The organism is Amphritea sp., assembly GCF_048266285.1.
Taxonomy (GTDB): Bacteria; Pseudomonadota; Gammaproteobacteria; order Pseudomonadales; family Balneatricaceae; genus Amphritea.
In genome coordinates, this window is record NZ_JBLWZV010000006.1 from 162,951 (window position 1) to 184,314 (window position 21,364).

Here is a 21,364-nt window from a genome sequence, read left to right on the forward strand (position 1 = left end):
CAGTATGTTAAACGGAGGTAATCAATGGAGGTAATAAACTGTCACCATGTTAGTCGATAAGTTACCGGAGTATAGCCTACGGCGTAGTGCGCGCCGGCGTACTATTGAGATTCAAGTTCGGCCCGACAGTGTGCGTGTGTTAGCGCCGACTCGAGTGTCACGTGCCCGTATCGATCGCTTAGTGGCAGAAAAAACCGACTGGATCAACGCCCGTCAGCAAGCACTGCGCCTGCGAGTGCCTGCTGCTGTCACCGTGCGGCCGCTCGATCAAGGTAGTGAGCTGCGGTGGTTGGGAGAGCGCTTGACGCTCGAGTTACTACCTAACCGGCCAGAAACACTGGTAACAGTGAGTGATGATCAGCTGCAGTTAGCGCTATCGGGGCGTATTCGCAAGGCTCGGGAAGAGGCGATAACCGAGCAGATAGAGCGCTGGTATCGGGCTCAAGCATTACAGTATTTTCACACGCGAGTGCTGTTTTGGTCTGAACATATGCGCCTTAAACCCTCAGCGGTGCGGGTGCGCAGCTATCGGCGTAAATGGGGTTGTTGTAATAGCCGAGGGGTGGTGAGCTTTAATTGGTTATTGGTGATGGCGCCGGTGCATATTATTGATTATGTGATTGTTCACGAATTGAGTCATCTGCAACATATGAATCATTCGGCGGCGTTTTGGTCGGTGGTGGCAAACTATTATCCGGATTACCGAGAGGCTAAAGCTTGGTTAGATCATCAAGGGGGGCATCTACATTGGCCTCCAAGTGGCGTTGTGGAGCAGTCGGCTGAGTCGCGCGGTGCTTAACGTAGGGATTTGCTATTGTTTAAGGATGTGTTTGGTCTGTTGGCAGGGTAGGGGTAAGCCATTAAGTGGTTGCCATCGTGGCAATAAATTTTTGTTAAATACATGAAATGGGTAGTCTTTTACTGTTCACGCTGTGTTATTTTATTTAAAACAGTGGCTAGCCAATGTGATTAATAACAATAAAGAATAAAGAAGTGGATGAGTATGGGGCTTTATGACGCAGTAGAACGAAAATTTTTTAATTCACTAACCCGCAAAATTGTCGGGAACTCAGTTTTCCTGTTAATTCCGTCATTACTCTTTATTGGCGTTAACTGGAGTGGCCTCAGCGGGCTTGAACAGATGGTTTCTCAGAGTACGAACGATCCTGAGTTAATCGCGCAGCTTGAACGCTTGCAGATGTTTAACTGGATTATTCTACTGTTTTCCCTATTGGCGACACTGTTTGCCGTGTTCTTTATGCGGCATCTGTTCTTGCTGCCTATCCATATGATGGTTGATGTTCTGAGTAACATCAAAGATAAAGATGGCGATATTTCAGCCACGTTACCGGATTTTACCCATGATGAAATTTCGGTGATGGCCAGCAGCTACAATGGCTTCGCCAGTAGTTTGAAGAAGATGATTGCTGAGTCCCGTAATCACAGTGTGAAGGTTGCCTTGAGTGCAACGCAGTTAACCAAAGTGTTGCAAGAAGTTCATGAGTCGACCAGCGCTCAGGAAGATCAAGCTCAGCAGGTGCTGCTGTCTAGTCAAGAGTCGACTGCCGCGATTCAAGAAGTCGCCGGTAATACCCTGAAAATATCGGAATACACGCGTAACAACCTCGATGAGATTAAGAGTTCTAGCCATGAGCTGGAACAGGTGCTCGGTCAGGTACGTATTATTTCTGAACTGGCCTCAGGCTTTCAAGATACTGTCGAAAAACTCAGTGTGAGTTCTGAGACCATCACTGAAATTTTATCGATGGTTAAAAGGTTCTCTGATCAAACCAACCTGTTGGCGCTAAACGCTTCAATCGAAGCGGCGAGAGCCGGTGAAGCAGGCCGAGGTTTTGCCGTAGTCGCCGATGAGGTGCGCAACCTGTCGCAACAAGTTCAGAACGCGACCTCTGAGATCGATCAGAATATCTCGGTGATGGCTGATTTGGTTGCCGATACACGCAGCAACTCGGCCAATATCCTTGAATATACCCGAAATACTGAAGGCTTTATTAGTGATACTAACGAGCAGTTTATTCGTCTGGTAAGTGACTTTGAGGGTGTGAATAGCCAGCTGACTACTATTAGCTCAACCCTCGATGAATTGACCTATACCAATCAAGAATCCCACTCACATGTGGAACGTATTGCGGGTATTAGTGGCGATATTCGCGATGAGATGGAGCGTTCGCGGCTGTTCTCCGCTGAATTAGAGTCTTCAACCGAGGAGACTCAAGAACTGTTATCGCGCTTTATTATCGGCTATGGCAGCTTTGAAAATATTATTCAAACAGGCCGTGAGTGGACGCGTCAGATTCAGGAAGCATTGGAGCAGATGTACAGTCAGGGTTATGACATCTTTGACCGCAACTATCAACGCACCAATGAGGGGATGCTGCCTGAGAAGTATGATACCAGCTATGCCGATGTCTTTGAGCAACGTCTGCGGCCTATGTATGACGGTTACTTGGTTGAACGGCCCGAGTTTATCTATGCACTAGCCGTGTGTTTAGATGGCTATGCCCCGGCGCACCACTTGAAAGTGTCCGATTCACTGACTGGAGACTTTGAAGTCGATAACGTTAAAAGCCGTCACCGTCGTTTCTTCAAAGGGAATCGTGCAGAGATTCGTCGAACCACTAATACCGCGCCGTTCCTGTTACAAACCTTTGCGCGGGATACGGGTGAAGTGCTGAATGATTTGACCTTCCCCGTTTATGTGGATGGCCGTCACTGGGGCTGTTTTGCGGTGGGCTTCAACCCGGAATTATTGCTCGATTCTGAAACCCGTTGAGGTTATCGCGACGGGATTGAACAGTGTTATCCTATCGGCCCGCAGCCTACCTGCCTGCGGGCTTTTTTGTGTTGTATAAAAATGTTTACCGGGGCTATTTTAATACTCGTCTCGGTTATCTAGCGGTACTTTCCTCTCCTCTATAGCTTTTCCTTTTTATCCTTTCTCTTTCCCTTGCACTGCTTAAGCATCAGAGACTTAAGCCGTATCGCCTAATGAAACAAGCACTAAAGCAGCACCGACTTAAGCGGTGGCTGCTATCCCCGTAAGGATGAGCCACTTTCGCGTTATATCGCTATGTTATTTGGGTGTGCCTCGATAGAGAGGTTTAGTCGCGGCGTCTAATTGCTGATCGGATCGGCGCTAAAGTGCTCTATTGCCCGGTAAGTCAAACACGAATAATGACCTGACTTACACAACAAACCTATCGATGAAGAATCAGAGGGCATAATGAATAATAAAAAACTATGGCGCAGCATGCCGTTAGCCTTGGCAGTCGCATTCAGTAACAGTGCAATGGCCGGAATCAGTTTGTACGATCAGGATGGCACTACATTTTCTGTAGATGGCCACTTTAACGCGTTTTATACCTATCAGGATAGTGAAGATAAGGTGGCTAAAACCACCGCCAAGACCTCACGGGTGCGGATGGGTTTTCTACCCAACTATATTGGTTTTAATGTTGCCAAGCAGGTGGATGGTCTGACGGTTGGAGGTCGCTCTTCATTCTGGGTATCGATCAACGATAGTAACCAAGATGGCGATAACACGAAAACAGATTCTATGATCGATGTGCGGCAGTTCTATGCAACCGTCGATGGCGACTTTGGTCAGGTCTTGTTCGGTAAAGATTTTGGCCTCTATGCCCGCAGCAATATTTTTGGTGATGAGCTATTGATGGGCGTCGGGTTTGCCCCGAAAACCACCGCTAATACAACCTTCGGTAATATCACCACCGGTTACCCTTATGCGAACCCAACCGCTCAGATTACCTATCGGACGCCGGTGATGAGCGGTTTCCAAGTAGCTGTTGGGGTGTTAGATCCGAATACCACCGGCGGTACCTCTGATGATACCAATTCGGCCCGTTTTGAAACGGAAGCGACCTACAATGCTGATTATGACGGCGTTACCGTAAAAGCTTGGCTGGGTGGTGCGATCGGTGATTCGGCCACCGCTGGGGTTGATGCCAACGGTATCTCCTATGGTGCTCGGGTCGGTGTCGCTGGTTTTGCCCTGAGTGCTTCTGGGTTTAATCAAGAGGGTATTAGCAGTGTCTTCGCCAGCAATACGCTGGTCAACAGTGCTGAATCTGACGGTTATCTGATCCAAGGTTCATATGCCTTTAATGCGAACCGGGTGGTGTTGTCTTATGGACAGACCGAAGATACCGCTGCCGGCAGCTCCGTAACGACTCAGAACAGTCTAACCGGTGCGGCGTTATTCCATAAAATTAATGATAATCTCAGTCTAGTGGCTGAATATACGGTACATAAAACCGATAACGGTACAATTGATACCACTCAAACCGATACCATGGCACTGGGTGCAACCCTGAGCTGGTAATCGCCTAACGGCACTGGCACCCTGACGGACAACCCCTTCCTCTGTTCGCTAGGGTGCCTTTTACTACTTTAGTGCCTATTTCTAAAAACGAATATGTTTTAAAAACAATGTGTTAGTTTTTTTGTCTCGTTTTCTATTATTATTCAGGTACTCAAGTACACTGTTTTCAATAGTGCTTCCCTTTTAGACTTAAAGATCTTTTTAAACTGTCGGGGGTGACGGGTGTGAGGAATGGATCATTGGAAAATATTTGCCAGCCAGAATTACGCACAGCATTTTCGACGGCGCGAGATGAACAGCAAGCCGTTGATCAATTATATGAACAACTCATCTGGCCCGACCTTCACTTTGTGGTGTTCTTCTGTTCTGCCGAATATCAGCTAGATCGACTCGCGAGTATTTTGCAGCAGCGCTTCGATGGCATACTGGTGGCCGGCTGTACCACGGCAGGTGAGATTACCGCCAAGGGCTATGATCAGGGGAGTATCTCCGCCATTGGTTTCTCCCGTGATGTGTTTGCCGTCAGTGGCCAATTAATTGAAAATCTCGATCAGTTTAATTTCAATGATGCCCAGACCCTTGTCGAGCGACTTTCTGAAAAGTGCCTCGAACAACAGGTTGCCCCCATTAAAGATCACAGCTTTGCCCTGACCCTGTTCGATGGTTTGTCGACGCAAGAGGAGCGGGTGTTGGTTACACTCGACTCGGCCCTTGGCAGTATTCCTCATTTTGGCGGCTCTGCCGGCGATGATATCTGTCTAGCTAACACCCATGTGTATTTTGATGGTGCTTTTTATACCGACGCGGCGGTGATTATTTTAGTCAATACTCGCTGCGACTTTCAGGTTTTCAGTGGTCATCATATGGAAAGCCGTGACAGTAAGCTGGTGGTGACCGAGGCCGATAGTGAACAGCGGCGCGTATTGGAGTTGAATGCGGAGCCCGCAGCGCTCGAATATGCCCGGGTAGTTGGGGTGCCACTCGAACAGCTCAACCATGAAGTGTTTGCCCTCAACCCGATCGCGGTACGGATTGGTAAAGAGTACTTTGTCCGTTCGATCCAGAGTGTTAATGCTGATCTCAGTTTGACGTTTTACTGTGCGGTTGAGAACGGTATTGTGTTAACGCTGATGGAGCCGGGGGAGCTGATGTCCCGGCTTGATCAACAGTTGACGCAGATAGAGTCCGCCTTTGGCGCGCATATAGTGACACTCGGGTGTGATTGCTTCTTACGCCGCTTAGAGGCGCAGATACGTGGCCAGAGTGAGCAGGTGTCTGACTTACTGCGCGATCATCGGGTGGTCGGCTTTAATACCTACGGCGAGCAGATCGACGGTATGCATGTAAATCAGAGCTTTACCGGTGTCGCGATCGGGAGAAAAGCATGAACCAAGTCGAGAGCGAATTGCAGTCAGAGTTGGCGCTACGGGTTGAGACGTTAGAGCGCGAAAACCGCAAATTACAGAAGATTAACCGGGTTTTAATCGAGCGGGTCGAGGTGAGTGCCACCACCCGAACCGATCCCTATGCTGCATTTGAACACTCGGTGGTGTTAGCCGAGCAGGTACGTGAGAGAACCGCTGCATTGAATGTTGCCCTTGGGGATATTAAGACCAGCAATATCGCTCTGAGTCAGGCTAAACAGCAAGCGGAAGTGGCGCATCAGCGGTTGATCGATGGTATTGAAAGTATCTCTGATGCCTTCGTGTTATTTGATAGTGAGCGTCGTATCGTCCTGTACAACAGTAAATTTGAATCGGTCTGGGCCGGTACCGGGGTTTCGATTGAAGAGGGGCTGGGGATTCAGGATATTCGTCGTTTGGCCGATCAACATGGTCTGATCGAAGAGGAGTTTCGTGGCGATGAAACCGATAACTCGGTATTTTATCGGCTCAAAAATGGCCGTTGGTTCCAAGTCAGTGAACGGCCCACGCTGGATGGCGGTCTGGTTATCTTGTATACCGATATTACCGAGCTTAAACATAATGAAACCGCCCGCCGTGAGAGGGCCTTGGCGGATAAATCGCGGGTGTTGCAAAATACCGTCGACAACCTTTCACAGGGGGTGGTGCTGATCAATGCCGATGGCTGTTTGGAGGTGTGGAATCAGCGTTTCTTAGAACTCTCCGGCTTGAGCGAAGCGGATCTGAATGCCTTGCCGCCTTTTGAAGACCTGATCGCCCGCTGTGAACTGGTGCTACTCACGCCGTTTAGCCACCAACATCGGTCAGGCGGAACCATCGAGTTGGAGCAAAGCTTAGCGAATGGTCAGGTGATCGAGATTCGCTCTCACCCGATTCAGGAGGGCGGTTTTGTTAATACCTATACCGATATTACCGAACGGCATCAGTACGCCGAGACGCTGCGTGAGAGCGAGCAGTGGATCCGTTTAATCACCGACCATGTGCCGGCGCTGATTGCTTATGTCGGGGGGGATTTACGCTTCCAATTTACCAATAAAGTCTATGAGGATTGGTATGGTTGGTCGCGGGAAGCGCTCACCGGTAAGACTATCGCTATGATTCATGGTAATGATCAATTTGTTAAGCTCAAACCTTATACTGATAGGGCTCTTTCCGGGGAAAGTGTGACCTTTGAAATAGAAGAGAAAGACCCCCAGGGTGGCCCCCGTTACATGCTCAAAGCCTATGTACCGAACCTCGATTCCGAGGGCCGTGCGGTGGGCTTTTTTGTGCTGATTCGAGATATTACGGAACGACGTAAAACCGCCTATGCGCTGCAGGAAGCCTATCAGACCATGGAGCAGCGGGTGATTGAGCGAACCTCTGAGCTGACCAAGCTGAACGATCAGTTATGGCAGGAGATTACCGAGCGTAAGCAGGTGGAAGGCCGGTTACTGGAAGCCAGTAAACATGCTGAGCAAGCTAACCTGTCTAAGACTAAGTTTTTAGCGGCGGTGAGCCATGATCTGTTGCAGCCGCTGAATGCCGCGCGTTTGTTTACTAGTGCGTTACAAGAGAAACCGGCGGTGCAAAGTGAGCGCCATCTGATTGATTCGGTGGGTAGCTCATTAGATGATGTTGAATCGTTGCTCAGCACTCTTGTGGATATTTCCAAGTTGGATGCTGGTGTTATCGAGCCTGATGTCACCGTGTTTCCGGCCAGCGGTTTGCTGAATAATATCGCCAATGAGTTTCAGCAGGTGGCGGGCAGTGAATTACTGAAGCTGCGCTATGTGCCCAGTAGTGCGGTGATCTGCTCCGATTCGCAGTTGTTAGCCCGTATTCTGCGTAACTTCCTCACCAATGCGATCCGTTATACCGATACCGGCACGGTGCTGCTCGGCTGTCGACGTAAGCGCAGTAGTTTGGTGATCGAAGTGTGGGATACCGGCTTAGGCATACCGGAAGATAAACTAGGTGATATTTTCCTCGAGTTTAAACGTTTGCATGGCAGCCCAGCGGTGAATGACAAAGGGTTGGGGTTAGGTTTAGCGATCGTCGATAAAATTTCACGGATGTTGGGCCATCAGATCAGTGTCAGCTCGGTACCGGGTAAAGGCTCTATGTTCTCAGTCGAAGTGCCTTTGGCCCGTGCTGATCAGTTCCCGGAAGAAACCAAAGAGGAGCATCAGTTCACCGTTGCGGATCAGTTAGCAGGGGAGTCGATCTGGCTGATTGATAATGATCCGGCAATTTGTCGTGGTATGCGCATCTTACTGGAAGGCTGGGGCTGCCGGGTCGAAACCGTGCAGGGCGAGTCGCAGTTGATGTCACTGTTGGAGCATCATCAGGCACCGAGCATTTTGATTGCGGATTATCATCTGGATAACGATGAAAATGGTTTAGAAGCAGCGATTCACTTTAATAAACGACTCGATTACCCGATTCCGGTGATTATGATCACCGCTAATTACACTAATGAGCTGAAGCAGATCGTGCGTGAGCAGGGCTATTTATTAATCAATAAGCCGGTGAAGCCGATGAAGTTGAAAATGACCCTTAATCATCTACTTGAATAACGCAGAGGCTTGGTCGAGGTGCGAGACCTTGTTAGCTGGGGTTGCCTATTAGACGTGTTACATAACCATGAGCGAAGCCGCCGGCGTTCAGTACGCCGGTGAGGCTCAGGATATATGATTGCGACGCTAGAGCTAGCGTTTTAGGTATTGGTTAAAATCAATATTACCCGCCGACAGCACCGCTTGAATCCGGTTGTGAACGCCAAGTTTTCTCAAAATAGCGCTGACATGTGCTTTCACGGTGGTTTCCGCAATATTTAGGTTATAAGCGATCTGTTTATTGGATTCACCTTCGCTCATGCGTTCAAGTACCAATAATTGCCGCCGGGTCAGCGAGGAGAGCATCTCTGGCGGGATCTGGCTGTCATCGTGGCGACGTTGAATGGTGCTGCGGGGTTTTTCTGAACGGATAATATCCGAGGGCAAATAGACATTCCCATTGAGGATCTGCTGCAATGCATCGGTCATCTGCTCCCGCGGAGATGATTTGGTAATGAAACCAACGGCACCGTAAGTAATCGCCTGGAGTACAATCTGTTTATCCTGTTCGGCAGAGACAATGACTACTGGGATGGTGGGCGAGTCATTGCGTAGGCTGATTAAACCGTTGAGGCCGTTCATGCCGGGCATATTCAGATCCAACAGAATTAAATCAAGATCATCTTCTTGTGCGGCGATTTTAAGTGCGCTATCTAGGTCTTCGGTTTCGAGGGTTTCACAGCCCGGAAAACCATTGGCTATTACGCCACAGATCGCTTCGCGGAACAGCGGATGGTCGTCGGCAATTAAAATTTTATACACTTCATTCTCCCGTTGGACGGCTGCCGTGTTAGCAGTGTTTAAGTGTCCATTATAATTATTCTGTAATGGGACTGGGTTTCCTACCACAGCGTACTACATTGGCATCCCGACACCTTGATGGTGTTCGGTCTGCGTGTTAATGCTATAAAAATCCCTTTTAAACAATGCTTTATGCTGCTTGATTTCATCTTCGCTATGCCAGAGGTGTATTACGACGGCAATCATTATTGAGCGACATTGGCAACATAGAGGTTGATATCACAGCGCTAGTTGATGTCTGCGCTATCATCAATCCGTATACACTATCTCTGATACCATTACACCTGTAGTCGGGGGGAATGGGTATTGGACTATACGCTCAAAAAACCAGTACTAAAGTACTGCTTTTGTGGTTGCTCTGCAAATATTTACCGGGCCTATCTATGCTATGATTCAGGTCAATAATAGTGATTTAGAATCGATTAAAGCGGTTTTTTTAACTATAAAACCAACCTTTTACTCGATATATTGGAATATTGCACCCAAACTGTAAGAGACAGAGCAAAGTGGCTGGAGTGATGTAATGGATCTGAGGCGTGAACAAAATTAAAGACTCAACTCGGTTGCCCACTCAGCTTTTATGGGGGGCGACCTTTATTATTATCCTGCTGTTGGCGACCCAAACGGTTTATTTTTACTTCAACACGCAGTCACGTTACCAGCATCAGCTGGGGTTGCTGCGTGAGAAAATGATTGAAGAGCAGCATAGCCGCTTAGAATCTGAATTGGCGGATGCCCGCTATATGATCGACCAGATGTTTGCTGAGGCCTCCGAGTTACTTGAACGACAGACCAGCAGTCAGACCCAGCAGGCGCTGACGCTGATGAACACACTCTATCAACGTTATCATCAACAGTTGAGTGAAGCTGAGATGAAGGCCATGTTGATTGAGTCACTTCGGGATATCCGCTTTTTTGATGGGCGTGGGTATTTCTTTATCGATGATATGGATGGCACCTTGCTGCTATTGCCAACAGATCCTCAGCAAGAAGGCACCTCGGCCATGGGTTACCGAGATGATAATCGACACGCCATTATGCAGGGCCTGATTCAAGCGGTTTCTAACCCTCAGCGCGCAGGTTTTTCTCATTACCGTTGGTATGCGCCGGGGAATGATACGGTTATGCGGGATAAAGTGGCCCATGTGCGGGTCTTTGAGCCCTATAACTGGATCGTTGGTACCGGGGATTATTTTTATCGTTTTGAAAACGAACTCAAACCGCAAATTTATAACTTTATTCGCAATATTCATTTTGGCCGTACCGGCTATATTGCGCTACTGCATCGTGATGGCCGGTTACTGGCCAGTGGTGCGACGCCCGACCGGGAAGGGCTTAACTATCTCAAGGACCCAGATCCGTTAATCCGTCAAGGTGCTTTGCAGGTCATTGAAACCGCGCGTGAGGGCGGAGGGCTACTCTCTTACGATTGGTATCAAGCGGGTAAGGAAGGCCCAAGTTTGCGTTTGTCGATGGTTGAGCCTATTCGCAACCGTAGCTGGATTCTGGTTGCGGGTATTTATCATGATGAAATGAATGAGCTGTTTTCATCGCAAGAGCGAGAGCTCAATAATGAGATTCAAAAGGATCGACTGCATCAGATGGTAGCGCTGTCTATTATTGGCTTGCTTGCGTTACTGATTACTTGGACTTACAGCCGTTGGCTGAAGACCCGCTTTAAGCATTATGAAGATGATATCACTCGGCAAAATAATGAGTTACAGGAAGTTGCGGACTCCTTAAAGCTCAACGCTTTGATTGTGGAATCGGCTTATGAAGGGGTCATTGTGTGTGATGCCGATAACCGTATTGTACAGGTGAACGCGGCCTTCACGCGGATCACCGGTTACCGTTCCGATGAAGTGCTTGGGAAGACTCCGGCGGTGTTATCATCGGGGCGGCATGATGAAAGCTTTTATCGAGAGATGTGGCACCACTTGAATACCGAGGGCGTCTGGCGAGGCGAGGTTTGGAGTAAGCGTAAGGATGGGGTGGTTTATCCTGAGTGGTTATCGATTACTGAGAATAAGTACAGCAATGGTGAGGTACAAAACTATATCGCCACTTTTTATGATATTACCCACCTTAAAGATTTGGAGAATAGATTACGCTACTTGGCTGAAACGGATCCGTTAACCGGCTTGGCAAATCGTCGCACATTAATGGACTGTCTCAATCATGATCTGGCGGCACAAAACCGCTATCAGGCCCTCGGTATTGCCCTGTTTTTTATCGATTTGGATCATTTTAAAGCGATCAATGATTGTTATGGGCACGATATTGGCGACTCTCTGTTGATCGAGGTGGCCAGACGTTTGAATAGTTGTCTGCGGGAGTCGGATCTACCCTGTCGAGTCGGCGGCGATGAATTTATTTTGATTGTTAAGTTTGAAACGGGTGGCGAAGGGGCGCAGCAGTTGCTGCCACTGTGTCGGCGCCTACTGAATGAATTAATTAAGCCGTTGCGCCTGACGAGCATCGATATTGATATCAGTTGCAGTATGGGAATCGCTGTGAGTGAACAGGGTGATGATGCCTATAGCTTGATGAAGAATGCGGATCAGGCACTCTATAGGGCGAAGCGAGAGGGGCGCGGATGTGCCTGTTTTCATGATGAAGCCCTCAGCGCTACCGTTTACCCATCCCCTGTTGAGGCTGAAACCCCTTAACGGCCAGCACCGAGGCCACCAGTGTTACCAGCGATACGATCACTAACGCTTGGCTGTTCCCCTGTTGATAGAGGGCGAAGCGGATCAATTCAACACCGTGACTGAAGGGGTTCCAGGCACAGATCCAATACAGCCACTCACTGGCTTCCCGCATCTTCCACAATGGGTAGAGTGCAGAGGAAAGGAAAAACATCGGAAAGATAACGAAGTTCATCACCCCAGCGAAGTTTTCCAATTGCTTGATGCGAGCAGAGATAAATAAGCCAATTGCGCTGAGCATCATGGCCACTAAGAGAAACGCTGGCAGCGCGGTAAAATAACCCCACAGTGGCGCTTCAACTCCCCAGAACCAGGCAATCAGCAGAAATCCATACACCTGTAGCAGCGAGATCAGCGAGGTGGCCATCAGTTTCGCTAGTAAGAGAAAAGGGCGTGGCATCGGGCTGACTAATAAGACCCGCATACTGCCCATTTCACGGTCATAGACCATCGATAGAGAACTCTGCATCCCGTTAAATAAAATAATCATGGCGCATAAGCCCGGCACGATATACACCTCATAGGTGATGTAGGTTTCATACGGGGCAATAATAGCGATGCCTAGTGCAGCACGAAAACCCGAGGCAAACACTACGAGCCATAGCAGTGGCCGGACGAGGGCGCTAAAGAAGCGTGAGCGTTGTTGTACAAAGCGCAGCAGTTCCCGTTGCAGTAAACCGTTAAAGCAGATAAACGCATCACGAAAAGTCATTCGTTGGCTCCTGTAAGCGTGCGGAATAGGCTGCTGATATCGGCGCACTGATGCTGTTGACACAATTGCTCGGCGGTATCGCTGGCCAGTACTCGCCCTCGAAAGAGAATGGTAACCGGGTCATCGTGCTGTATCTCTTCCATCAGATGGGTGGCCCAGAGGGCGGTGAGTTGCTGTGTTTGGCACAGCGTCCTGATGTGTTGATTAAGGGATTCCCGGGTGGCGGGATCTAGGCCGACGCTGGGTTCATCCAGTAATAGAATGTCTGGTTTGTGTAATAAAACCCTGGCGATCTCGACCCGGCGGCGATGGCCACCGTTTAAGCTGCGCACCTTGTCGTGCAATCGTTCAGTCAGATCAAATCGAGCCAGTTCGTCGGTAATTCGCGGTAGCGCCTGGCGTTTAGACAGGCCGTGCAGCGCGGCATGATAGTAAAGGTTTTGCGCCACTGTTAGATCGAGGTCTAGGGTGCTTTGCTGAAATACCACCCCGAGTTTGCGCATCACCTGAGCCGGATGCTGGGCGATGCTATGGCCGGCGATGCGAATGTCACCGCTTTGCAAGGCGTATAGCCGTGTCAGTAGGGCAAACAGAGTGCTTTTGCCTGCCCCGTTAGGACCCAATAGGGCGTTAAAACGCCCATCTTTTAGCGACAGGTTAATCTCCTGTAGTGCATTCAGGGCGCCGTAACTGAAACTGAGATTGCAGATTTCGATACTCATGATGTCTGCGGATCAGGGCTTGATCCGGATTCCCCAAGGGTAACGACCCACTTTAATGGATTTAATAACCTTCATCTTATCGATGTCGATAACGGAAACATCACCACTGATACCGTTGGTGGTTAACAGCAGGTTTTGCTTGCTGTTGAAGTCCATATGCCAGACACGGCGACCAACGAGTAGATAATCGAGTACTTCGTAGGTTTTCGCATCAACGACCGCAACATGGTTGGCAGGCCCGAGGGCAATAAACGCATAGCGGCCATCATCGGTTAGCTTGACCCCCACCGGTTGAATCTTATCCGGGTGAATACCGCGGATTTTAAAGTTGAGCTTACGGCTTATTTGGCGGCTGTCGACATCAATAATCGACACGGTGCCGCCGATTTCAGAAGACACCCAGACGATGCTGCCATCTTTATTAAATTCGACATGACGAGGGCGTTGATCGACCAGCGTATTATCGACTAACTCATGGGTGGCGGTATCGATCCAGTGCACCATGTTGGTGGTTTCGCTGGTGCTTAATGCCCATTTACCATCGGGGCTAACCGCCATACCTTCCGGTTCTACGCCGACATCGATCTGGGTAATGACTGCTTGGCTTTCGGTATCGACCACGGTTACCAGCGCATCATCTTCGTTGGCGATGTAGAGGTGATGGTCATCCGGGTGCAGCGCGAACTGTTCGGGGTCTTCGCCGGAGGGGAGTTGGGCAATAATGCTGTGATCATTCAGATCCATTACCTGTACGGTGTCGGAGTCACTGGCACAGATATATAGCTTGGTGCGGTCATGGTTGAAGGTGATACCGCGGGGGCGTTCACCGACATCGATAGTCTCAATAACGCTCATGCTATCCAGATCAATCACCGACAGAGTGTCATCTTTTTCATTTGAGACATAGGCCGTTTCGGCGCTCACCTGATTACAGAGCAGGGCCGCGCTCAGCAAGCTAAGGGTCAGTGGCGGGAGGAGTTTAGTTAACGGTTTCATAGAACAAGTCCTGTTGTTATTTTTGTTCTGCGGCGAACATAGTTAAAGGAACGATACTTTGCAGTTTGATTCAGGCTGATCAAAACCGAGGGTATCTAAATCAGTCACCGGGTGAAGAAAGCCATCCAGCGGTGGTTGTGCTACCAGCGAACGGGGTTGCACCAGAGGAATGGGTTGGCGCAATTGGCCACTCCATTGGCGGTAATTCAGTTTGCGGCCTTTAAAGGCGGCGAGTTGGAAACGCTCAGAGTTGATAAAGTCGAACAGTGTTTTGGCGTCACTCGATTTCGTTTGGGTGACCGCTTCGCCGAGGGTTCTGACAGCCATCCAGGCGGCGTAATCTTTACTGTTCATCCAACGGTGCGACTGTGCTTGAAAACGGCTTTGTAGTTGTGCAGCGCCCCATTGCTCAACCACACGGTGCCATGCTACTGGGGTGAGTCCTTGAGTGCCCGCCACGGGCCGTGGATACCAGGTGTTGTACATGACATATTCACCAAAATCACCTCGCTCATCGGCGACAACCACCAGATCATATTCATCTGTTTGAGTAAACAGGGGCAGTTCCCGTTGTGCCGTGCGGCGTAGATCGGTATCAAAGTCCCAGGTTTTTTCGGCGACAATCGTGAGGCCAAAACGCTTGGCGCTGCGTTTAAGTGCCTCGGTGTAGGCGAGGTCTTCCGGCTGTGAGCCTTTGATCAGTAACCAGCGTTTTAAGCGTCGGGCGTTGCTCCATTGACCTAGCGCATCCGTCAACATGGCGCGGCTGGGTAAGGTGTGCAGAGTGTTTTTCAGGCAGGCTTGGGTGCGCAGCTGATCATCATAACTACCGGCATTGAGGACGATAGCGTGGTATTTCAGCGCGAGCTGATTAATGGCGAGCAGTTGTGATGTCGGTAGGTCGGTAATCAGTAGGCGAAGCCCCTCTGCAAACCATTGCTGGACAATCTGTTGGGTTTGCTCTGGGCTGTCGGCGAGCTTCGATATCAAGGTGTAGTGCTGTTTGAGAAAGCGGCCGGTGGTGTTGTTATCTTTTAAGCCCAATTCCGCGCCGGCAAAACCCCGGTTGGCAGGCTCGGGTAACAAGTTTGATAGAACCGGGCCTTGGTCGGGATGGTAGGCGATAAAGCCTACCCGAATCTCTTGTACGGCTTTTTTATCCGTGGCCGCCAATGCCGAAAGGCTGATGATAGGCCCTAATAATACAGCGGCGATGAAAGCGATAAGTCGTTTGGGTGTACGCATATGAATAACTCTTTTATCTAATACATCCAGCATAGGGGCTAGTGAATCAGGGTTAAATATGTAGAAAGTACCGATCAATTAGTTCTGAAGTACTATTTTGTCAAAACAGGATCCGCTTAGTATGAATAGAAAGAATGGTAACGATCAGAGGAGTAGGGCAATGATGCGAAGGATGATGAGTGCAATGGCGGTGACGGGTGTGGTCGCATCGTTAGCGTTGAGTGGTAACGTGTTAGCGCAAGGCGATTTGACCCGCAAGCCACAAAAATTGCCGGAGCTATTGATGGGCAGTGAAGAGAGCGATTACAGCCTGTCGAACAAAACCTATGCGCTGGAAACCGGTAAAGCCTATCGCTTAGAGATCGTTGCCAGTGGTTTGAAACCCTATGCTTTGCGGGCACCTGAATTTTTCTCCTCGATTTATCTGCGTAAGATTGAAGCCGGTGGTATGGAGATTAAAGCGACCAGCCTGATTGAACTTGAGTTTGAAGACGAGGGGACTGCGGAAATCTTTTTTGTCCCGATTAAGCCGGGCACCTTTGAGTTTTATATCCAAGGGCTCAGACAGAAAGGGATGGAAGGGGTGTTTGTTGTTAAGTAAGTTCCGTCTATAGCGGGTCTTCTATAGCAACAGCAATAGCAAGTGCCGCTGGCGCAGACATAAGCGCTGCGGTTTTTCTTTGAGGCCTGTTTAGGCCTCACATCGTTTTTACTAAATTTATCGAGACCTTCTGGGGCCTTTTATTCCGCTCAATTAATCACCTAACGTCGCCTATATGCTGTTGATTGGTATCTAGTGAGTTTTTCTAAGTGATTATTTTTACAGTAAATTTAATCGGCTACACCATACTTATCGGTGCTGATCATCTTAGTACCAAGGTACTAGTTCTTCGACACCAAAGCAGAATTCTTGGTCTTTACTTTCCGTTCTATTATTTCACCCATAGCGATCCCCGTTCTTTCCTGCTGATTAAACAGGCTAAAGCCGGGTGATTCAGAATTTTAAAAAAACTCTAATAAGACTGGTGATGTTAATGAAAATGCCAACTAAAACTCTGGGCGCTGTCGCTGCGGGTACTCTTTCTATGCTGCTATCGGTTCAAGTGATGGCTCACGGTGATGTGACGCCGCAGTCAGTCGATACCCACGAACTTAAATCGTTAGGTGAAGAATGGTTGGATGAAAACCCTTATGGCGAAGATTATGAAAATCATGCGGTCGCCGTTGAGATTGGCTTTTCAGCTTACACTCAAAACTGTGCCCGGTGTCATGGACTCGAAGCTATTTCCGGCGGTATCGCACCAGATCTGCGTTATTTAGAGCCCGGTATTGAAGGTGATGAATGGTTTAAATATCGCGTCATTAACGGTGCTGTACGAGATGGTCGGGTTTATATGCCGAAGATGGCGGATTACCTGAATCAGGAAGCGCTGTGGGCGATTCGTGCTTGGTTAGAAACTGTTGCAACCACTGAATAAAAGGAGCCGCTGATGCGCTTACTTGCCCTGTTAGCTGTATTTGCCCTGAGTTGGACCGGTACGGCTCAGGCGCGGTATTTCGATGATGTGATCGCCAGTGGTGTTATTTACATTGGCGCTTACAAAGATTTTCCGCCGTATTCATTTCTCGATGAGCAAGGCGAGCCTGCCGGCGTGGATATCGAGATTGGTCGGCGCATCGCGAAAGCCTTTGATCTGAAAATGGAGGTGCATTGGATTACCCCGGATGAAAATCTGGAAGATGACCTGCGCAATAATGTCTGGAAAGGGCATTACCTCGATAAAGATGATGAAAACCCCTTAGCAATGAAACACTTGGCCGATGTGATGATGCGCGTTCCCTATGATCGGGAGTATGCCTTTAAACGCGACGCTGAAGGGCTACTGATTAATGATCAAGTGGTGTTATTTGGTCCCTATCAGCGCGAGCGTTGGCAGGTTGCCTTTGATAGTGAAAAGCTCAAACGGGTAGCGACCGTTGCGGTATTTCAGTATCACCCGGTGGGGGTTGAAATTGATAGTTTGCCCGATTTTTATCTTACTTCCGCCTTTGGTGGTCGGATGCGTAAGAACACAATCCATTATTTCAATAATAGTGAGGCTTTCGCGGCGATGTTGGCTGGCAAAGTGGATGCCGTGATGGGTATGCGCGGGGAAGTCGACTGGCAGATCGGTCGACATGCTAATCCCCGTTACCAGCTAGCTGAGAATGGTTTCCCCTCTATGGGTAAGCAGCAGTGGGATATCGGTATGGCAGTGTCACAACGTTATCGACAACTCGGTAATGAGGTCGATGTGGTGGTGGAAAAGCTGATTCGCCAAGGTGAAATTGAAAAAATATATGCCGATTATAAGCTGCGTTATGAGTTACCCGGGTTATACCAGGATGTTGCCCAGTAACTCGTTTAACCGGCTGTCTTGTAGCTGACATTCAGATGACGTCCACCGCTGTGGGCTGTATTGCAGAGGTTAAAGGTGTTTCAGAAAGGTTCATCAGAAGAAGGGAGCTCTGTCATGATTACTGCAATGCCTGAGCTGACGCCGGTGCTAAAGGCGGACTGTCAGCTCTATTTTGACGGCCAACATAATCGCTGGGTGCTTAAAGCGCCGCAACAATTGGTTTTTCCCGACCAGCTGACATTGATAACGCTGCAGGCCTGCGATGGTATTTGCAGTGCCGCTCAGATCGCCCGTTCGCTGGCGAGTTTTTCCGATTTAAATAATGTCTCAGAGTTCGATGTACTCGATGTATTAGAAGAGTTTGAACGGCGCGGTTTTCTCTCGGTGATCAACAGCTGAGTGACTGGACCATCGTGTTAAAGCAGGTATTACTACTAAGTAAGTATAAAACTCATTCTCCCGGTTAATTGTTGGGAAAGGTGCAAATTTACAAAATAGACAGCAAGTCTGGGGCTTATTGCTCAGCCTTGTTGAGAGTCGAAAATAAGAACATCCTTAATTAAGGAGCATTGCAATGAAGAAGTTCAGCGGCAGTTTTGCTGTAACAGCGCTGGTAGCAGCAATGTCGGTATCGGGCCTGAGTCAGGCGACAGTCACCGATAAAGACATTATGCAAGATCAAACGACAGTCGAAGATGTAGTATCCAACGGTTTGGGCCCGCGCGGACAGCGCTATAGTCCGTTGGATATGATCAATACGGATACTGTGAAAGATATGCGTCCGGTTTGGTCTTTCTCTTTTGGTGGAGAGAAGCAGCGGGGGCAAGAATCCCAGCCGATGGTTAAAGATGGTGTGATGTATGTCACCGCGTCTTATTCTCGGGTATTTGCCGTCGACACCAAAACCGGCGATGAGTTGTGGGAATACAATGCCCGTCTACCCGATGGCATCATGCCATGCTGTGACGTCATAAACCGGGGTGTTGCCCTGTATGAAAATCTGGTGATCTTTGGAACACTGGATGCCAAACTGGTGGCGTTAGACGCTAAGACCGGTAAGGTGAAGTGGAAAAAAACCGTCGCCGACTACAAAGAAGGCTACTCGATTACCGCTGCGCCTATGATTGTTAATGGCAAAGTGATCACCGGTGTGTCTGGTGGTGAGTTCGGTATCGTCGGTAAAGCGGAAGCGTACGATGCCAAGACCGGTAAGATTCTCTGGAGCCGTCCGACCGTTGAAGGTCATATGGGCTACATCTGGAAAGATGGTAAGAAAATCGAAAACGGTATTTCCGGTGGTAAAGCGGGTCAAACTTGGCCTGGCGATCTTTGGAAGAGTGGTGGCGCAGCGACATGGCTAGGTGGCACCTACGATCCTGAAACCAACTTGATGTTTATCGGAACGGGTAACCCTGCACCGTGGAACTCACATATGCGTCCAGGTGATAACCTGTTCTCCTCTTCACGTTTGGCGATCGATCCTGATACCGGCAAAATCGTCTGGCATTTCCAGACCACACCTCATGACGGTTGGGATTACGATGGGGTCAACGAACTGATTTCGTTTGACTATAAAGAGGGCGGTAAAACCGTTAAAGCAGCGGCAACCGCTGACCGTAATGGCTTTATGTATGTCTTAAACCGTACCAACGGTGACTTTATTCGTGGCTTCCCCTTTGTTGACGAGATCACTTGGGCTAAAGGGCTCGATCAGAAGGGCCGTCCAGTGTATGACGATAACTATCGTCCGGGTAATCCAACTGCCGATAAAGATGGCAAAAAAGGCTCTGTCGTCCGTGCTGTTCCTGCTTTCTTAGGGGGTAAGAACTGGATGCCGATGGCCTATAGTCAGCAGACAGAGTTGTTCTATGTGCCGTCTAACGAATGGGCAATGGACATCTGGAATGAGCCGACTGCGTATAAGAAAGGCGCGGCCTACTTAGGTGCCGGCTTTACCATTAAACCGTTGAAAGAGTCTCATATCGGTGTACTTCGGGCAATGGATCCGAAAACCGGTAAAGAAGTTTGGCGCTATCAGAACTATGCGCCGCTTTGGGGTGGTGTGCTGACAACGGCGGGTAACTTGGTCTTCATCGGTACGCCAGAAGGCTATCTGAAAGGCTTTGATGCTAAAACAGGGGAGCTGAAATATCAGTTCAACACCGGTTCCGGTATTGTCGGTTCACCGATTACTTGGAAACAGGATGGCGAACAGTTCCTATCTGTTGTCTCTGGCTGGGGTGGTGCAGTACCACTGTGGGGCGGTGAAGTGGCTAAGCGAGTTAAACATCTAAACCAAGGTGGTTCTGTGTGGACCTTCAAGCTACCTAAGTCTTAATCGCAAACGCTTTAACTAAAAAGGCCGATGCTTGCGCATCGGCCTTTTTTTGTTTGTCTTGCCATCGCGTAGGATCGCTGCTGGCGATGCTACGATTTTTCCCATGAGCGTATGCTGCTCAATCGAGCGCTTTATTCGGGGACCAGAATATCGCAGCTAGAAAATGCTCCTTTGCCCTCATCGAGTGCGTCTGCGAGTTCTGGCAGTAACGATTTCATGGATGTGAACAGCGTCCAAGGCGGATTAATCACAATCATGCCTGAAGCGGTCATGCCATGTTCTTGAGAATCTGGCTCTAGCCCTAACTCAAAGCGTTGAATATTGCGAATACCACTGTTGATAAACAATTTTTCCAGTTTCCGGATGCGGTGACGCTCCACCACCGGATACCAAAGCGCATAAGTACCGGTAGCGAATTTCTTGTGGGCGTGTTTCAGGGTTTTGAACACCTGATCATAATCGCTCTTCATCTCATAAGAGGGATCCATCAGTATCAGCGCCCGGCGTGATGCAGGCGGAAGCAAGGAGAGTAGGCCCGCGAGACTATCCTGATTTAACACCTTGATACGCCGATTAGCACGGGTATTTTTGCTTAGCAGATTAAAATCGGTGGGATGTAGCTCGTACAGTGTCGCTTTGTCTTGGGGGCGCATAAAATGGCTTGCGATTAATGGCGAGCCGGGATAAAAACGTAACGGCCCATTTGGGTTACAGGCGTTGATTGCAGCAAAGTAAGCGCTAAGGCTAGGCCAATCCGACGCTGTGAGTTTGCCAATTCCGTTGCTGTACTCGCCCAGCTTTTCAGCATGCTCTGATCGCAGGTCATATAATCCCGCCCCTGCATGGGTATCGATATAGTCAAATGGCTTATCTTTTTTTATCAGGTGTTCGAGTATCTCTGTGAGCACAATGTGCTTGAGGAGGTCGGCAAAGTTGCCTGCATGGAAAGAGTGTCGATAACTTAGCAAAACAGCGTCCTGATCAGATGGGAATAATGGGTGCAGACTATCGGTTTATTCAGCGGTGGGGTCAAGGGATAGGGCAAATAATTTAACCAAGGCG

Annotated in this window: 17 protein-coding genes; 11 read left to right on the forward strand and 6 right to left on the reverse strand. The window is 49.0% G+C overall.

Annotated elements, in window-relative coordinates:
• Positions 1-46: 46 nt before the first annotated feature.
• The 5 genes from ACN0T0_RS09830 (at position 47) to ACN0T0_RS09850 (ending at position 8,342) form a co-directional block, all read left to right on the forward strand.
• A complete protein-coding gene (locus tag ACN0T0_RS09830) occupies positions 47-799 on the forward strand; it encodes a M48 family metallopeptidase (protein ID WP_417225559.1) in 753 nt (250 codons plus the stop codon).
• Between the two features lie 204 nt (positions 800-1,003).
• On the forward strand, positions 1,004-2,794 hold the full coding sequence (locus ACN0T0_RS09835) for a methyl-accepting chemotaxis protein (protein ID WP_417225561.1): 1,791 nt from the start codon (positions 1,004-1,006) through the stop codon (positions 2,792-2,794).
• A 450-nt stretch (positions 2,795-3,244) separates the two neighbouring features.
• Positions 3,245-4,360: a porin gene (locus tag ACN0T0_RS09840; protein WP_417225563.1), complete on the forward strand. Its 1,116-nt coding sequence runs from the start codon at positions 3,245-3,247 to the stop codon at positions 4,358-4,360.
• A gap of 239 nt (positions 4,361-4,599) precedes the next feature.
• Positions 4,600-5,748 carry a nitric oxide-sensing protein NosP gene (gene nosP / locus ACN0T0_RS09845; RefSeq protein ID WP_417225565.1) on the forward strand — a complete coding sequence of 383 codons (1,149 nt, stop codon included), beginning with the start codon at positions 4,600-4,602 and terminating at the stop codon, positions 5,746-5,748.
• Positions 5,745-8,342 carry a NahK/ErcS family hybrid sensor histidine kinase/response regulator gene (locus tag ACN0T0_RS09850; RefSeq protein WP_417225566.1) on the forward strand — a complete coding sequence of 866 codons (2,598 nt, stop codon included), beginning with the start codon at positions 5,745-5,747 and terminating at the stop codon, positions 8,340-8,342. Before nosP ends, ACN0T0_RS09850 begins: the two co-directional genes overlap by 4 nt.
• A 132-nt stretch (positions 8,343-8,474) precedes the next feature.
• Here ACN0T0_RS09850 and ACN0T0_RS09855 read toward each other — a convergent pair whose 3' ends face one another.
• On the reverse strand, positions 8,475-9,143 hold the full coding sequence (locus ACN0T0_RS09855) for a response regulator (RefSeq protein WP_417225568.1): 669 nt from the start codon (positions 9,141-9,143) through the stop codon (positions 8,475-8,477).
• Positions 9,144-9,718: 575 nt separating this feature from the next.
• Between ACN0T0_RS09855 and ACN0T0_RS09860 the strand changes: the two genes are divergently transcribed.
• Positions 9,719-11,851, forward strand: coding sequence for a cache domain-containing protein (locus ACN0T0_RS09860; RefSeq protein ID WP_417225570.1), 2,133 nt, complete (start codon positions 9,719-9,721; stop codon positions 11,849-11,851).
• On the opposite strand, the gene ACN0T0_RS09865 is transcribed toward ACN0T0_RS09860, so the two are convergent.
• Genes ACN0T0_RS09865 through ACN0T0_RS09880 form a run of 4 tightly spaced genes read right to left on the reverse strand, consistent with a single transcriptional unit; the run spans position 11,811 to position 15,565 of the window.
• Entirely contained in the window at positions 11,811-12,602 is a 792-nt protein-coding gene (locus tag ACN0T0_RS09865; protein WP_417225572.1) for an ABC transporter permease, read from the reverse strand. The genes ACN0T0_RS09860 and ACN0T0_RS09865 overlap by 41 nt on opposite strands.
• A complete protein-coding gene (locus tag ACN0T0_RS09870) occupies positions 12,599-13,324 on the reverse strand; it encodes an ABC transporter ATP-binding protein (protein WP_417225574.1) in 726 nt (241 codons plus the stop codon). Before ACN0T0_RS09870 ends, ACN0T0_RS09865 begins: the two co-directional genes overlap by 4 nt.
• 12 nt (positions 13,325-13,336) lie before the next feature.
• The gene (locus ACN0T0_RS09875; protein WP_417225576.1) at positions 13,337-14,320 is read right to left on the reverse strand and encodes a YVTN family beta-propeller repeat protein; all 984 of its coding nucleotides are present in this window, start codon (positions 14,318-14,320) and stop codon (positions 13,337-13,339) included.
• Positions 14,321-14,362: 42 nt separating this feature from the next.
• Complete coding sequence (locus ACN0T0_RS09880) at positions 14,363-15,565, reverse strand: ABC transporter substrate-binding protein (protein ID WP_417225578.1); 1,203 nt, start codon at positions 15,563-15,565, stop codon at positions 14,363-14,365.
• Positions 15,566-15,725: 160 nt separating this feature from the next.
• Between ACN0T0_RS09880 and ACN0T0_RS09885 the strand changes: the two genes are divergently transcribed.
• From ACN0T0_RS09885 to ACN0T0_RS09905, 5 genes are all read left to right on the forward strand, one after another.
• On the forward strand, positions 15,726-16,166 hold the full coding sequence (locus ACN0T0_RS09885; protein WP_417225580.1) for a copper-binding protein: 441 nt from the start codon (positions 15,726-15,728) through the stop codon (positions 16,164-16,166).
• A gap of 433 nt (positions 16,167-16,599) precedes the next feature.
• Positions 16,600-17,043 carry a cytochrome c-550 PedF gene (gene pedF / locus ACN0T0_RS09890; RefSeq protein WP_417225582.1) on the forward strand — a complete coding sequence of 148 codons (444 nt, stop codon included), beginning with the start codon at positions 16,600-16,602 and terminating at the stop codon, positions 17,041-17,043.
• Positions 17,044-17,055: 12 nt separating this feature from the next.
• A complete protein-coding gene (locus ACN0T0_RS09895) occupies positions 17,056-17,964 on the forward strand; it encodes a substrate-binding periplasmic protein (protein ID WP_417225584.1) in 909 nt (302 codons plus the stop codon).
• Between the two features lie 114 nt (positions 17,965-18,078).
• Entirely contained in the window at positions 18,079-18,363 is a 285-nt protein-coding gene (locus ACN0T0_RS09900; RefSeq protein WP_417225586.1) for a hypothetical protein, read from the forward strand.
• Positions 18,364-18,538: 175 nt separating this feature from the next.
• The gene (locus tag ACN0T0_RS09905) at positions 18,539-20,302 is read left to right on the forward strand and encodes a PQQ-dependent methanol/ethanol family dehydrogenase (protein ID WP_417225588.1); all 1,764 of its coding nucleotides are present in this window, start codon (positions 18,539-18,541) and stop codon (positions 20,300-20,302) included.
• A gap of 131 nt (positions 20,303-20,433) precedes the next feature.
• On the opposite strand, the gene ACN0T0_RS09910 is transcribed toward ACN0T0_RS09905, so the two are convergent.
• Positions 20,434-21,270, reverse strand: a complete 837-nt coding sequence (locus ACN0T0_RS09910; protein ID WP_417225590.1) for a 23S rRNA (adenine(2030)-N(6))-methyltransferase RlmJ — start codon at positions 21,268-21,270, stop codon at positions 20,434-20,436.
• Positions 21,271-21,364 lie beyond the last annotated feature (94 nt).

Excerpts from the sequence above, each read along its gene's own strand:
- ACN0T0_RS09830 (WP_417225559.1), top strand. The coding sequence starts at position 47 with ATGTTAGTCGATAAGTTACCGGAGTATAGCCTACGGCGTAGTGCGCGC.
- ACN0T0_RS09835 (WP_417225561.1), top strand. The coding sequence starts at position 1,004 with ATGGGGCTTTATGACGCAGTAGAACGAAAATTTTTTAATTCACTAACC.
- ACN0T0_RS09840 (WP_417225563.1), top strand. The coding sequence starts at position 3,245 with ATGAATAATAAAAAACTATGGCGCAGCATGCCGTTAGCCTTGGCAGTC.
- ACN0T0_RS09850 (WP_417225566.1), top strand. The coding sequence starts at position 5,745 with ATGAACCAAGTCGAGAGCGAATTGCAGTCAGAGTTGGCGCTACGGGTT.
- ACN0T0_RS09865 (WP_417225572.1), bottom strand. The coding sequence starts at position 12,602 with ATGACTTTTCGTGATGCGTTTATCTGCTTTAACGGTTTACTGCAACGG.
- ACN0T0_RS09870 (WP_417225574.1), bottom strand. The coding sequence starts at position 13,324 with ATGAGTATCGAAATCTGCAATCTCAGTTTCAGTTACGGCGCCCTGAAT.
- ACN0T0_RS09875 (WP_417225576.1), bottom strand. The coding sequence starts at position 14,320 with ATGAAACCGTTAACTAAACTCCTCCCGCCACTGACCCTTAGCTTGCTG.
- ACN0T0_RS09880 (WP_417225578.1), bottom strand. The coding sequence starts at position 15,565 with ATGCGTACACCCAAACGACTTATCGCTTTCATCGCCGCTGTATTATTA.
- ACN0T0_RS09885 (WP_417225580.1), top strand. The coding sequence starts at position 15,726 with ATGATGCGAAGGATGATGAGTGCAATGGCGGTGACGGGTGTGGTCGCA.
- pedF (WP_417225582.1), top strand. The coding sequence starts at position 16,600 with ATGAAAATGCCAACTAAAACTCTGGGCGCTGTCGCTGCGGGTACTCTT.
- ACN0T0_RS09895 (WP_417225584.1), top strand. The coding sequence starts at position 17,056 with ATGCGCTTACTTGCCCTGTTAGCTGTATTTGCCCTGAGTTGGACCGGT.
- ACN0T0_RS09900 (WP_417225586.1), top strand. The coding sequence starts at position 18,079 with ATGATTACTGCAATGCCTGAGCTGACGCCGGTGCTAAAGGCGGACTGT.
- ACN0T0_RS09905 (WP_417225588.1), top strand. The coding sequence starts at position 18,539 with ATGAAGAAGTTCAGCGGCAGTTTTGCTGTAACAGCGCTGGTAGCAGCA.